The organism is Ruegeria sp. C10 (genome assembly GCF_056537805.1).
This window is the reverse complement of record NZ_JBQFSC010000002.1, coordinates 456,808-470,422: the sequence shown is the minus strand read 5'-3', so window position 1 is coordinate 470,422 and position 13,615 is coordinate 456,808. Positions and strand designations below refer to the sequence as shown.

Here is a 13,615-nt window from a genome sequence, read left to right as displayed (position 1 = left end):
CTGCCCGGGCAAGAGGAAGAGGTCAGAATGCAAGCCCCCGACGATTTCAACCCTCTCCCTGGACAGGTTGCCGTGCTTGCCCCGGGGCTAAGGCGCATTCTTGCGCCCAATCCCTCGCCAATGACTTATCGTGGTACGAATACCTACCTTCTGGGCGATGAGGACATTGCTGTCATCGACCCTGGGCCATTGAGTGATGCGCATTTGCAAGCCATCGTTGATGCGCTGGAACCCGGGCAGCGGATCAGCCACATATTTGTTACGCACACCCATCTGGATCACTCGCCTTTGGCCGCCCCGCTCGCATCCCGCACCGGCGCTCCGATTCTGGCTTTTGGTGGTCCGCAAGCTGGACGCAGCGAAATCATGACCGAACTGGCCCAGAACGGGCTTGCCGGAGGTGGTGAGGGAATCGATGCCGATTTCCGCCCTGATATCGAGCTTGAAGACGGTGAACGCGTCGCGGCAGAAGGCTGGCAACTCGAAGTGATCCACACACCCGGCCATCTGGGCAACCATATCGCGTTGGCCTGGGGGGATGTCTGCTTTACGGCTGATCACGTCATGGGCTGGGCCAGCTCTCTGGTCTCGCCCCCGGACGGGGACCTGACGGATTTCATGGCAGCCTGTCGCCGCCTGCGCGCGCGCAAATGGTCGGTTTTTCACCCCGGGCATGGTGCCCCCATTACGGGTCCTGACAAACGCCTGGATTGGCTGATAGACCACCGATTGCAGCGAGAATCACAGATACTCGACGCCCTGGAAAATGGCCCTGAAACGGCCCAACAGCTTGCCCAGCGAATCTATATCGAAACCCCCGCCGCGCTGCTTCCCGCGGCCGAGCGTAATGTCTTCGCCCATCTGGTTGATCTGACCGGCAGATCCCGTGTAGCGCCCTTGGGGGATCTGTCAGTTGCGTCTCGTTTCAAGCGCATCGCGTGAATCGGAAAAAATTGGCGGCCCGTGCGCTTCCCCTCTGGACGCCGAAAATACGGGTTGTTATACGCCCCTCAGTTCCGGCGTAGCTCAGCGGTAGAGCAGTTGACTGTTAATCAATTGGTCGTAGGTTCGATCCCTACCGCCGGAGCCAATTTTCCCCATTTAGATCATAGACTTAATGGAAAGCCTCGCATCTAGGGGAAGGAATGTAGGGCCGTGTTGCCAGTTTGTTGCCAAGAATCAGGTGGCAATGAAGTGACAACAGCTCCCAGCAAAACCACCATTCAGCCAGCAACCACCTGTTATTGCATGATTTTCAGGCAGAGCAAATCGGTAGGTCAATTGATTCGAGATCAATCGATCATAGGATACCTCAAAGCTGATGTTTGCGGCACCTTTCGCGAACATCTGGAAACGAGGAAGCCGGTCGTTTACTTTCGCCCGAGCGGAGGGCTACTTTGCCGACAAAGCTGCTGTCAAAGTTTTCCGGCGGAACATCCGCTTTGTGCACTTTGCGACCGAGGCAACAAATACGGCGGACGGAAAGCTGTTATTCCCTGGAGACGCCAAAGGTAATTGGCACGGGAGTGAAAGCGGACGTTTACGGGAAGATGACACTATGAAATGAAGGCGCCTGGCTGCCAAGGTCAAACCGGAATTTCGCCGCGACCTCGCCGATTGCTCTAGCCATTTTCCTACCGTTGACCTTATATTGATCTGCCGTTGCCTTAGTGTTCATCCCGCCAATAGTGAGGAGTGACGACGGTTTTCCACAAAGCTCGACGTACTTGACAAAGCAGAAAGACTCTCCTTGAGACCTTATTTCTTAAAATGCAGCAGTGCCGCTTAGAGGTAAATCATTTGGGACAGGTCGCTCTTCCTCAATCGAGTTGGCAATCCATCAAAGGATCGATTGCCCAGTCGAATTCCAATCATTGAGAAACTTCTCGATGCCGATATCGGTCAATGGATGCATGATCAGTTTGCGAATAACGGACGGCGGGATCGTGGCGATGTCGGAACCGGCCAGTGCCACCTCTGTAATATGATTGGGGCTTCTGACGGATGCCGCAATGATTTCAGTTTCAATACTATAGTTGTCGTAAATGCTACGGATGTCACGGATCAGATTGACTCCGTCCAGATTGATGTCATCCAATCTGCCAATGAACGGAGATATATAGGTAGCGCCAGCCATTGCCGCCAAGAGAGCCTGATTGGGTGAAAAGCACAGTGTGACGTTTGTTCTGATACCTTCACTTTTGAAATGAGCACAGGCCCTGAGGCCATCCAATGTCAGCGGCAGTTTGACAACGACGTTGTCTGCGATCGCCGCGAGGTGCACTCCCTCTGCGATCATTCCCGCAGCATCCAACGCTGCAACCTCTGCCGATACTGGCGTATCCGTCAGAGTGCAAATTTCTGCAATGACCTCTTTGAAATCGCGACCGGACTTGGCGATCAAGCTTGGATTGGTGGTCACGCCATCCAATAATCCGAAACCCATCAGGTCTTTGATGTCGTTTACTTCTGCGGTGTCCACGAAGAATTTCTTGAGGTTTCCTCATTGCGTAAGGGGTGACTTGGGTTGCAACTGAGGCTGCCTAGAGGCACTGCATCAAGGGTTGGCTGAAGCCAGTGCGCAGATTCAGAATGCGTTGCGCATCCCGAATTCAGTGTAGTTCTGGCTCAGTATAAGATCGGCTTTCCGGCTATCACGGATGACACGTTCAGCGTTTGGCAGATCGTTCGCTATTGCGCGTTGCAGCGCGGTTTGCGGGTCAAAGCCATGGCTGATCCAGCGGTTTTGCAGCCTGTTTTCAAGCTCTTCCAAAGTTGGGCTGATAAAAACCGTTGCGGCATAGACATCCGTCAGGTTTCTCCACGGGTCGCTGTCCATCAGAAGATAGTTACCCTCAACGACGACGACCGGAGTTGCCGGGTGAACCGCAATGGCGTTGGCAATAGCGAGGTCCATTGTGCGGTCGAATTTGGGATGAAAGGACTCGTGGCGCGTAAATTGAAGCTCTCTGATTGCAGCGCAAAACCCGACCCCGTCGAAAGTCTCTGGCGCGCCTTTTCTCGCCAGCAATCCACGCGTTTCCAGCACGCAGTTGTCCAAATGGTAACCATCCATTGGTACAAGTGTGGCTGAGGGAACCGCCGAGCTCTGTTGCGTGTTTAGCGATTGCACAACGGCTTCCGCTAAGGTCGACTTTCCGGATGCAGGGGGGCCGGCGATTGCGATAATCGTCCGGACTCCAACTTGCCGCCGGGAGGAGATCAGGTCGCAAACGCGCTGTACGTCCTGCTCGATCACGCTGCGTCCTCTTTTGGGGGTTCCTTGGCACCGGTCATGAAGGCGACTGCATCGGACATCGTGTAATCCTTGGGATCAATTGTGCAGAGCCTTTTGCCCAACCGATGCACATGAATGCGGTCGGCAACCTCAAAAACATGAGGCATGTTGTGGCTGATCAGGATGATCGGAATGCCACGCGCCCGCACGTCCTGGATCAGCTCAAGCACCTTGCGGCTTTCCTTAACCCCCAAAGCAGCGGTCGGTTCATCCATGATGATAAACTTGGTTGCAAAGGCAGCGGCACGAGCAACGGCAACACCTTGGCGTTGGCCACCAGAAAGAGTCTCAACCGCCTGATTGATCGACTGTACAGTCATCAGCCCAAGCTCGGTCAGTTTTTCACGGGCAAACTTCTCCATCGCTGGACGGTCAAGCTTACGCATGTATTTGCCCATGAACCCCTGCTTGCGGATTTCGCGCCCCATGAACATGTTGTCCGCAATCGAAAGGGCAGGAGACATGGCGAGCTGCTGATAGACAATCTCAATCCCCATATTCCGCGCATCGATCGGAGAGGTGAAGTTAACCTTTTTGCCTTCGATCAGAATCTCGCCTTCATCCGGGATTGTGGCGCCGCAGATCGCCTTCACGATGGATGATTTGCCCGCGCCGTTATCTCCGATCACTGCCAGGATTTCCCCCTGGCGCAGTTCAAAGTCGGAATGGTCGATGGCGGTAACGTGGCCATAGCGTTTTACGATCCCGCGGCCTTGGACGACTGGAGTTGAGTCTGACATTAGCCCGATACCTTTCTAATCCACTGGTCGACGGCAACCGCAGCGATAATGAGAAGTCCGATAAGTAAGAAGGTCCATTGTGCGTCTGCGCCCAGAAGCCTAAGCCCCAAAGTGAACACGCCAACAATCAGCGCGCCAAACAGCGATCCCAGGATGGATCCCCGCCCGCCGAACAAAGAGATGCCCCCGATCACAACCGCGGTGATGCTTTCGATATTGGCCAATTGACCGGATGTAGGTGAAACCGACCCGATGCGTCCGATCAAAGCCCAGCCCGCAAAGGCACAGATCAAACCGGATAACATATAAACGGACATCAGCGTTCTGTGCACGTTCACACCGGATAGTTCAGCCGCCTCAGGGTCATCCCCCACTGCATAGACATGCCGGCCCCAGGCCGTGTGTTTGAGCGCGTAAGCCAACACGAAAATCAGAACGAGCATGAATATCACGCCGACCGTAAAGGTCGCGCCACCGATGCTGAATTTGGTACCAAAGAATTGCAGGAACGGGGCGTTGGCCTCGATATCCTGACTGCGAATTGTTTCGTTTGCGGAATACAGGAAGTTTGTCGCCAGAACGATCTGCCACATGCCGAGCGTGACAATAAAGGGCGGCAGCTTTACGCGACTGACCAGCCAGCCATTGAGAGCCCCGATCAGCGTTCCCATTGCCAGCCCGCACATCACAGCAATGGGCACCGGGATACCGTAGCGGAAGGTGAACTGACCCATGATGACGGATGAAAACACCATGATCGCACCGACGCTCAAGTCGATGCCGGCGGTCAGAATGACAAGGCTTTGCGCTGCGGCCACGATGCCCACGATCTGAACTTGCTGCAAGATCAGCGTCATCGCAAAGGGGGAGAAGAACTTGGACCCCAGCAGCAGACCGAAAATTACGATGGCGCCGACCAGAACGATCAACGGCACAAAGGAAGGGTTGACATGGAGAAGATGCTGCAACTTCCCCAGAACACCACGACGGTGATCTTCAAATTCCGCTACGGTTTCTGACGCGTTGGCGGCGGTTTCGAATTCCTGGGCGTTTTGGTTTGCTTCAGACATCTCTCCCCCTTTTCGTGGCTGGCATCGCGTCCACGAAATCAGTTTACAGGAAGTTTAGGTTTGCTGGTTAAAGGATTGATGAGGCGCTACGGCGCGCCTCACCTTGTAGGGCTGCCTTTAGCCCCAGCAGAGATCCAGGCCTTCTGCGACAGACAGCGACTCGACCCCATCAACCGGCTGGTCAGTGATGAGTGCCACACCCGTGTCGTAGAAGTCCTTGCCGGGTGTGTTTTCGGGCTTCACGCCCTCTTCGGCCCATTTCTTCACGGCCTCAACACCAAGCGAAGCCATCAACAGCGGGTACTGTTGGCTTGTCGCCCCGATCACACCGGCTTCGACGTTTTGGACGCCGGGGCACCCCCCGTCGACCGAAACGATCAGTACGTCGTTTTCACGCCCGATGGATTTCAGCGCCTCATATGCGCCCGCAGCAGCCGGTTCGTTGATCGTGTGAACAACGTTGATGGATGAATCCTTGGCCAAAAGGTTTTCCATCGCGCGGCGCCCGCCTTCTTCATTGCCGTCGGTCACGTCACTGCCAACCAGACGCGCATCGGTTTCGTCACCGATGACATTCGGGTCCGCCAGGTCCACGCCGAACCCGTCGAGGAAACCCTGATTGCGCAGAACGTCTACTGTCGGCTGACTGACGTTCAGATCCAGCGTCGCGATCTTGGCATCGACTGCGGCGTCGCCCATTTTGGCCTTGGCCCACTGACCGATCAGAAGGCCGGCCTTGTAGTTGTCCGTCGCGAATGTCGCGTCCGCTGAGTCAATCGGGCTAAGCGGAGTATCCAGCGCAATGACCAAAACCCCCGCATCCCGCGCCTGTTTGACCGCAGGAACGATTGAGCTGGTGTCGGATGCTGTCAGCAGAATGCCTTTTGCGCCATCGAGAATGCAGGTTTCAATGGCCTGAACCTGAGTTTCATGGTCGCCATCAACCTTGCCGGCAAACGCCTTGAGCGTCATGCCCAGCTCTTCTGCCTTGGCGGTTGCGCCTTCCTTCATCTTAACGAAAAAGGGGTTGGTGTCGGTCTTGGTAATCAGGCAGACGGTTTCACCAGCCGCTTGCGCGGATGCAGCGGCCAAAGTCAGCGCAGTCGCGGATGCGGCGAGCTTGAGTAGATTTCTCATGTTGTCCTCCCAGAAAATTGTTGTGGCCCCGCGCGGAATAGCGACAAGGCGGGCCTCCATCCTCCAATGAAGGTCCCGTTCAAGAAACCGTGATTCTAGCCTCTGTGTCAATAAATAAATAAAGTTTATTTATTAATTTGCCCACGTATCTTTTCATAAGAAAACAAGGTGTTTATGTTTAAGGTTATGGAAAGAGAGGCGTTGAAAATACTAACCGGCGGGGTAAGCCAAAGCGGTGTTCGTGATCATAACGAACGCCTCATTCTGACGGTTTTACAACGGCATGGACCTGCTGCCGGGGCGGACGTCGCGCGGCTGACGGGCCTGTCACCCCAGACCGTGTCGATCATTCTGCGTAAGCTCGAAAAGGACGAGATTCTCAAACGTGGGACGCCGTTGAAGGGCAAAGTTGGGAAACCTTCGATCCCCATGGAGCTCAATCCCGAAGGCATTCTGTCGGTGGGAATGAAGATCGGTCGCCGCAGCGCCGATCTTCTTTTGATCGACTTCACCGGTAAGCCACGCCAACAGCTCTCGACGACTTATGACTACCCGCTACCCGAAGCAGTGTTCGGGTTTCTGGAGGTAGGATTGGAAGAGCTTCTGGCCAATGAACCCCAGAAACTTCGGGACCGTGTATGCGGGATTGGAATCGGAACACCGTTCGAGCTGTGGAAGTGGCACGACCTTTCTGGGCTTGCGGCTCAGAAATTCAGGTCCTGGAGAAACGTGAACTTCTTTTCCGAGGTGGCCAAGTTCAGCGAACTGCCGGTCTTTGTGGTCAATGATGCTACTGCCGCGTGTCACGCGGAGCACCTCTATGGCCGCGGGGCTGAGTATCGAGACTATTTTTATTTCTTCATAGGCTCAATGATTGGCGGAGGCGTTGCATTGAATGGCACCGTATTTGAGGGCAACCAAGGCAATGCCGGTGCCTTGGGTGCCATGCGGACGACGGGTCCTTTGGGTGAAAGCCAGCAACTGATTGACACTGCATCGCTGTTCCTGCTCGAGGACAGGTTGATAGAAGCGGGTGTTGATCCGGGAATTTTGTGGAAAAAGCCGCAGGACTGGAGCGGCATTTCTCGCTATGTCGAACCATGGATCGGTACCACCGCGCAGGAACTGGCCAAAGCTGCGCTGTCTATTTGCGCGGTCATCGACTTTGAGGCAATTTTTATCGACGGCGCATTCCCATCTGAAATACGTGAGGAGCTGGTCTCACGGGTTCGTCGTTACCTAGTCAACCAAGATAAACGCGGTTTGATTCCTCCGGTTGTAGAAGCTGCGGCTGTCGGAGAAAACGCCCGCGGGATTGGGGCGGCAAGCAGCCCGATTTTCCGCCAGTTTCTATTGAACACTAATGCTGGGCTTTCTGGGATGTAGTCGAAACTCATAGGCGGCAGTCTTAATCAAGTAAGAACCGCTCCTACTCAATTTGGAGGCCTTAGAACGGCCGCTCTGACGCAGCTGCAGGTAGCCATCCAATTGGGTAACTGTGCACTGCTTTAGGCCGCCTCGAAAGCGGCCGACGTCGGCTTTCTGCGCATTGATGTCGTTGGAGCATCGCGCAGCATTGGTCGAAGCGGGCTCAAATAGGCCGTTGGCTACGCTATTAGGGAAGGTCCACACTGAGTCGCCTCCGAATTAGATGAGAGGCCGTGCACTTCACCCACAAAAAAACGTTTTTGCATCTGGACCTCCACTTTACCTGTTGATACACGCCCCTCAGTTCCGGCGTAGCTCAGCGGTAGAGCAGTTGACTGTTAATCAATTGGTCGTAGGTTCGATCCCTACCGCCGGAGCCATTCTTCCCAGACTGGCACTTATCCCATCAGCGCATCACTGAAATCCGAGCGCAACGTGCGCTTCAGGACCTTTCCGGTCGCGTTAAGGGGCAAGGCGTCGACGAACACGACCTTGTCGGGTACCTGCCATTTTGCGATTTTGCCGTCGAAGAATGCCAACAAATCCTGCTCGGTCGGTTCTTCGCCCTCGGCCTTCACTGCTACCAAGAGCGGGCGTTCGTCCCATTTCGGATGCGGCACGCCCACAACGGCAGCCGTCGCTAGTTGAGGGTGTGCGACCGCGATATTCTCCAACTCGACAGAGCTGATCCATTCACCCCCCGATTTGATGATGTCCTTCGATCGGTCGCGGATGGTCATGTACCCATCCGGGTCCAGTGTGGCAACGTCGCCAGTCGTGAACCAGCCATCCTGCAACAAGGCCTCATCCTGCATGTGGAAGTAGCTGTCCAGCACCCAATGGCCGCGCACCATCAGATCGCCCTGCGTTTCACCGTCATGGGGAAGATCTCTGCCATCATCATCGACGATTTTTAGTTCAACCCCAAAGGGCGGGCGGCCTTGGTTTTCGCGCAGCTTGTGCTGTGCCTCCCTGGGCATGCCCAGATGTTTGGCCATCGGATAGTTCGTCGTGCCCAGCGGGCTCATTTCGCTCATGCCCCAGGCGTGGACGGTATCGACGCCATAAGTTTCGCGGAACGTTTCAATCATTGAGGGCGGGCATGCCGCACCACCGATTACAGTACGATTGAGGCTTTTCAACTTGGTCCCGCATGTCGCGGCATGGGCCAGCAGACCTTGCCAAATGGTCGGTACGCCCATCGCCAGCGTGACGCCATATGTGTCGATCAGATTGACCAATGCCTCGCCATGCAATCCCGGCCCCGGCATCACCATTCGCGAACCAGACATAGCGCTGGCATAGGGCGAGCCCCAAGCGTTGACGTGGAACATTGGCACCACCGGCATCACCACATCCATGGCGGAATAGCCGATTACGTCGCGCGTGTTCGACGCGAAGCTGTGCAGAACTGTAGAGCGGTGGGAATAGAGAACGCCTTTGGGGTTCCCAGTGGTACCCGAAGTATAACAGAGGCTGGAGGCAGTGTTTTCATCAAAGCTGGGCCACGCGTAGTCTGTATCACCGGTTTCAATGAGCTCGTCATAAAAAACCAACCCCGGCACCTGAGACAGCGCATCCTCGTCCCGCGCACCCATCAGCACATAGTACTGCACCTCGGTCAGATGCTCTTGCAGCGCGGCGACTAATGGCAGGAAAGTCGCATCGAAGAACAGGACCCGGTCCTGCGCGTGGTTGATGATATAAGTTAGTTGTTCGGGAAACAGACGCGGGTTGATCGTGTGGCAGACAAAGCCCGCGCCGGACACTGCATAGTAGATCTCAAGGTGGCGGCGGTTATTCCAGGCCAGCGTGCCCACGCGATCCTGCGGTTGCAGCCCCAGTTTCTCTAACGCCGAAGCCATCCGTCGGGCGTTCTGCGCGATCCCGGACCAGTTGGTCTCGGTCACGGTTCCGTCGGTTTCGACCGAGATGATCTCGGTCTGCCCGTGATAACGTTCAGCATGTTCAATCAGCGACGAAATCAGCAAAGGCTGCGTCATCATCTGTCCCAGCATGGACATTCCTCCCATCGTCAGCGCTTGGCCGCGCCGTTATGTCTTGGCAACAACCCTGCCAAGAATTCAATTGTCTGACAATAAGAGAGTGCGGCAGGGTGCCGCGTCAACCGCGATGTCGCAATGCGTATCCAACCAGCGCCGAGGTCGAGCCATCTTTGCCATCGGCGCTGACCTCACCGTCCACGATCGGTCCCAGAGACGTTGCCAGTTCCTTGCCCAGCTCAACACCCCACTGATCGAACGAGTTGATTCCAAGCAGCACGCCTTCGACAAACACACGGTGTTCATAAAGCGCAATGATTTGACCCAGCACAAACGGAGTAAGCTGCGGATAGATCAGCGTGGTTGACGGGCGGTCGCCCGAAAACACACGATGGCGTGCCTGACGCTCCAACTCGTCGCCTGTAAGGCCCTTTTCGGCCATGCGTGCGCGTGCAACATCCAGCGACCGACCCCGCATTAGCGCTTCGGACTGGGCCAAGCAATTGGCCAATAGAAGGCGATGATGATGGGCCAGTTCCGGCTCATGCCCGTTTGCCGCCACCATGAATTCGCAGGGGATCACATCGGTGCCCTGATGGATCAACTGATAAAATGCATGCTGCCCATTTGTGCCGGGTTCGCCCCAGACAACCGGACCTGAAGGCATGGTCAGCGCGCTGCCATCCATCGCGACAGATTTACCGTTCGATTCCATCTCAAGCTGTTGGAAATAGGCAGGCAGGCGCAGCAGACGCTGATCATATGGCAGAACTGCGCGGCTGGCATGCCCAAGCACCTGACGATGCCAGACCCCCACAAGCGCCAGCATAACTGGCAGATTTTCTGCCCATTCGGCGGATTGAAAGTGCAGATCCATCGCCTGACCACCCCGTAGAAACGCGTCAAACGCGTTCGAGCCAACGGCGATCATTACCGGCAGTCCGACCGGCCCCCAGACCGAGTACCGCCCGCCGACCCAATCCGCGAAGCCAAACACCCGCGACTCGGGAATCCCGAAGGCCTGAGTCTTGTCAACAGCGCTGGAGACCGCTGCGAATTGCCGCGCCGGATCACCACCACCATCGACCATCCAAGCCCGCGCCGTGCGTGCATTGGTCATCGTCTCGATGGTCGTAAAGGTCTTCGAAGCGACAATCACCAGAGTCCGTGTCGGATCAAGCGGGCGCAGCGTATCCGCAATATGCGCACCATCCACGTTTGAGACATAATGCAGCTTTGGCCCGTCGTGATAAGGTGCCAAGGCATGCGTCGCCATCACCGGCCCAAGGTCCGAGCCGCCGATGCCAATATTGACCACATCCGTAAAGCCGCCCCCTGCCCCTTTGATCGCCCCGCCACGCACTTCTTCTGCAAAGACGCGCATTCGCTGCAAAGTGCCCAGTACGTCCGGCATTACATCCTGACCATCGACCTCGACCGGGCCTCCGTCGAGATTGCGTAGCGCGGTATGCAATACAGCCCGGCCTTCGGTTTCGTTGATCTTTTCACCGGAGAACATCGCGGCCCGACGCTCTGCCAATTCGACTTGATCGCAAAGCTGGATCAGTGCCGCGCGGATATCTTCGTCGATTTGTGTCTTCGAATAGTCAAACAGCAGATCTCCGGTCGAAGCAGAGAAACCCTGCGCCCGGTTTGGATCGGCGTCAAACAGATCGAGTATCCGACGGCCCGTCTGTGTGGCTGCGAGTGAGTTCAATTGATCCAGCTGCATCGTGATTACTCCGCCCAATGTACGGTCATGCCGCTGAGCACGGCCGCGATCGGAGCTTCCTCGGGTGGTAGTGACATGGCACGATCCAGGGCATTCCGTTTAGTTTCTCCGAATATGACGAGATGCTTGGACAAAGCGCCGTCCAGAACCGGACCCGTCAGCGTGATACGCGCTTCGGGCTGCACGTCGGTCCGCGCTACCGCCAGTGTCGGGGCGTTGTTGTTCAGAGCAGCAGACAAGCCCTGCATCCCCGGAAAGAGCGAGGCGGTATGCATGTCCTCACCCATACCTAGCACAAGAACCGATAGCGGCAGATGCGGGTTAATCAGGCTTTCGATCTCGGGCAAAACCGCCTCAGGCTCATGTTCCGCAACATAGAGCGGCATGTATTGTGCAATGGATGCGCGACTGGTCAGCAACCGTTCCCGGATCAACCTCTCGTTCGAACGCTCGTGATCACCCGGCACGCATCTTTCATCGGTCGGCAGTATGTGCACACGATCCCATTCCAGATCCGCAGCGCACAATCCATCAAAGATCGGCCCCGGTGTGGTTCCGCCCGGAACGGCCAACGAGACAGTATCATGATGTAGCAATGCGGCCTCAAGATCTCCGGCCAATGCATTCGCGACATCAATCGCCAGCATGTCGCGATCGGCGTATTCTTTGATATTCATGGATTTATTCCTTGCCAGCGGCGGTGGTCTCGTTTCATCAGCAGCTCGGCGTCGCCCGGGCCGGTGCTGCCGTTTTCATAGGGTTTGGGAACATCACCGCGCGCCTCCCAGCCCGCGATAATCGGATCGGTCCAGGCCCATGCGGCTTCTACCTCATCACCGCGCATGAACAGCGTTTGGTTGCCGCGAATGACATCCATCACCAGCCGCTCATAAGCGTCAGGTGGGTCCTGGTTTTCAGGCCCAAGCGCTTCGGCAAAGCTCATGTCCAGCGGAACGTCAACCAGACGCATGCCTCCCTGCCCCGGCTCTTTGATTGTCACTTTCAAAGTGATGCCTTCATTGGGCTGCAACCGGATCGACAGAGCATTCGCATGACGCCCGGCCTCTTCGCCAAAAATCGAATGCGGAGCATCCTTGAACATCACATTGATGACCGAGGACCGCGCCACCAGCTCTTTGCCCGTGCGCAGATAGAACGGTGTGCCCGCCCAACGCCAATTGCTGATATGCGCGCGCAATGCGATGTAGCTTTCCGTCGTCGACCTTTGATTGCCGACAACTTCACGATACCCCCGGCCATCGGCACCGCCTGCAAACTGACCTCGTACGATATGATGCGGCTCAACCGAATCCAACGCACGTATGACCTTGAGTTTCTCATCGCGCACCGCGTCCGGATCAAATTTTGCGGGTGGTTCCATCGCGATCAGACACAAAAGCTGCATCAGATGGTTCTGCATCATGTCGCGCATGGCGCCAGCGCGCTCGTAATACTCTTCACGACCGTCAATGCCGACGGTCTCGGCCACAGTGATCTGAATGTGATCGACATACTGGCTGTTCCAAAGCGGTTCGAACAGCATGTTGCCGAACCGAACGGCCATAAGATTCTGAACGGTTTCCTTACCCAGATAATGATCGATCCGATAGATTTGCCCTTCGTCAAAATGCGCCGCCAGTGTCGCATTCAACGCGCGAGCACTTTCCAGATCGTGCCCAAAAGGCTTTTCGACGACGATACGGGTTTGCGGGGTGGCCAGATTGTGCGCCCTGATCTGTTCGGCCAGCGGGCCAAACAATCGGGGGCCTACCGAGAAATAGAAGGCCCTGATACGATCCGCATTCAGCATTTCGGCCAACTGGGCCCAACCATCTTCGGACAATGCGTCAAGCGGGACATACTCCACGCGCTGCAGAAAACCGTTCACAGCCTCCTGATCATTTGCCCGCTTCGGTGCGTGCTGCCGCAACGATTCGGCCACCATCTCGCGAAAGCCATCAACGGTCAGAGCGCCCCGCGCTGCGCCGATGATCCGGGTGGCCTCGGGCCACTGCCCGGCGCAGTAACGCCGAAACAGGGCCGGAACGATCTTGCGCTGTGCCAGATCGCCGGTTCCGCCGAATATGACCAGATCAAATGGGTCAACAGGTATGACACGAGAAACCATGGCTTTTCCTTACCTTGCCGCTTGGGGCATGTCCAATGTTAGCGCAACCAATCAGCAACTTTCTTCCCACATCAAAACT

11 protein-coding genes and 2 tRNA genes are annotated in these 13,615 nt (G+C 56.1%); 4 read left to right on the top strand and 9 right to left on the bottom strand.

Going from position 1 to position 13,615, the window contains the following annotated elements:
- Nucleotides 1-27: 27 nt before the first annotated feature.
- Both ACR0DE_RS10700 and ACR0DE_RS10695 read left to right on the top strand, forming a co-directional pair.
- Nucleotides 28-942, top strand: coding sequence for an MBL fold metallo-hydrolase (locus tag ACR0DE_RS10700; protein ID WP_480753100.1), 915 nt, complete (start codon nt 28-30; stop codon nt 940-942).
- 73 nt (nt 943-1,015) lie between these two features.
- Nucleotides 1,016-1,090 (top strand) — tRNA-Asn (locus ACR0DE_RS10695).
- Nucleotides 1,091-1,840: 750 nt separating this feature from the next.
- On the opposite strand, the gene fsa is transcribed toward ACR0DE_RS10695, so the two are convergent.
- The 5 genes from fsa to ACR0DE_RS10670 all read right to left on the bottom strand — a co-directional run bounded on the left by fsa (nt 1,841) and on the right by ACR0DE_RS10670 (nt 6,245).
- Nucleotides 1,841-2,482, bottom strand: a complete 642-nt coding sequence (gene fsa, locus ACR0DE_RS10690) for a fructose-6-phosphate aldolase (protein WP_480753097.1) — start codon at nt 2,480-2,482, stop codon at nt 1,841-1,843.
- 105 nt (nt 2,483-2,587) lie between these two features.
- On the bottom strand, nt 2,588-3,133 hold the full coding sequence (locus ACR0DE_RS10685; RefSeq protein WP_480613444.1) for a nucleoside/nucleotide kinase family protein: 546 nt from the start codon (nt 3,131-3,133) through the stop codon (nt 2,588-2,590).
- A gap of 122 nt (nt 3,134-3,255) precedes the next feature.
- A complete protein-coding gene (locus ACR0DE_RS10680; RefSeq protein ID WP_170402609.1) occupies nt 3,256-4,038 on the bottom strand; it encodes an ATP-binding cassette domain-containing protein in 783 nt (260 codons plus the stop codon).
- Nucleotides 4,038-5,108, bottom strand: a complete 1,071-nt coding sequence (locus ACR0DE_RS10675; RefSeq protein ID WP_170392953.1) for an ABC transporter permease — start codon at nt 5,106-5,108, stop codon at nt 4,038-4,040. The genes ACR0DE_RS10680 and ACR0DE_RS10675 overlap by 1 nt, the downstream gene beginning before the upstream one ends.
- 117 nt (nt 5,109-5,225) lie before the next feature.
- A complete protein-coding gene (locus ACR0DE_RS10670; RefSeq protein WP_480753094.1) occupies nt 5,226-6,245 on the bottom strand; it encodes a substrate-binding domain-containing protein in 1,020 nt (339 codons plus the stop codon).
- 186 nt (nt 6,246-6,431) lie between these two features.
- On the opposite strand from ACR0DE_RS10670, the gene ACR0DE_RS10665 reads away from it, so the two are divergent.
- Together ACR0DE_RS10665 and ACR0DE_RS10660 are read left to right on the top strand one after the other, a co-directional pair.
- Complete coding sequence (locus ACR0DE_RS10665) at nt 6,432-7,631, top strand: ROK family transcriptional regulator (RefSeq protein WP_170393677.1); 1,200 nt, start codon at nt 6,432-6,434, stop codon at nt 7,629-7,631.
- A gap of 347 nt (nt 7,632-7,978) precedes the next feature.
- A tRNA-Asn gene (locus ACR0DE_RS10660) sits at nt 7,979-8,053 on the top strand.
- An 18-nt stretch (nt 8,054-8,071) separates the two neighbouring features.
- On the opposite strand, the gene ACR0DE_RS10655 is transcribed toward ACR0DE_RS10660, so the two are convergent.
- The 4 genes from ACR0DE_RS10655 to zwf all read right to left on the bottom strand — a co-directional run bounded on the left by ACR0DE_RS10655 (nt 8,072) and on the right by zwf (nt 13,536).
- On the bottom strand, nt 8,072-9,691 hold the full coding sequence (locus tag ACR0DE_RS10655; RefSeq protein ID WP_480753092.1) for a long-chain-fatty-acid--CoA ligase: 1,620 nt from the start codon (nt 9,689-9,691) through the stop codon (nt 8,072-8,074).
- A gap of 106 nt (nt 9,692-9,797) precedes the next feature.
- The gene (gene pgi, locus ACR0DE_RS10650; RefSeq protein ID WP_480736094.1) at nt 9,798-11,408 is read right to left on the bottom strand and encodes a glucose-6-phosphate isomerase; all 1,611 of its coding nucleotides are present in this window, start codon (nt 11,406-11,408) and stop codon (nt 9,798-9,800) included.
- A gap of 5 nt (nt 11,409-11,413) precedes the next feature.
- Complete coding sequence (pgl, locus tag ACR0DE_RS10645) at nt 11,414-12,085, bottom strand: 6-phosphogluconolactonase (protein ID WP_170396937.1); 672 nt, start codon at nt 12,083-12,085, stop codon at nt 11,414-11,416.
- On the bottom strand, nt 12,082-13,536 hold the full coding sequence (zwf, locus tag ACR0DE_RS10640; RefSeq protein ID WP_170732317.1) for a glucose-6-phosphate dehydrogenase: 1,455 nt from the start codon (nt 13,534-13,536) through the stop codon (nt 12,082-12,084). Before zwf ends, pgl begins: the two co-directional genes overlap by 4 nt.
- Nucleotides 13,537-13,615 lie beyond the last annotated feature (79 nt).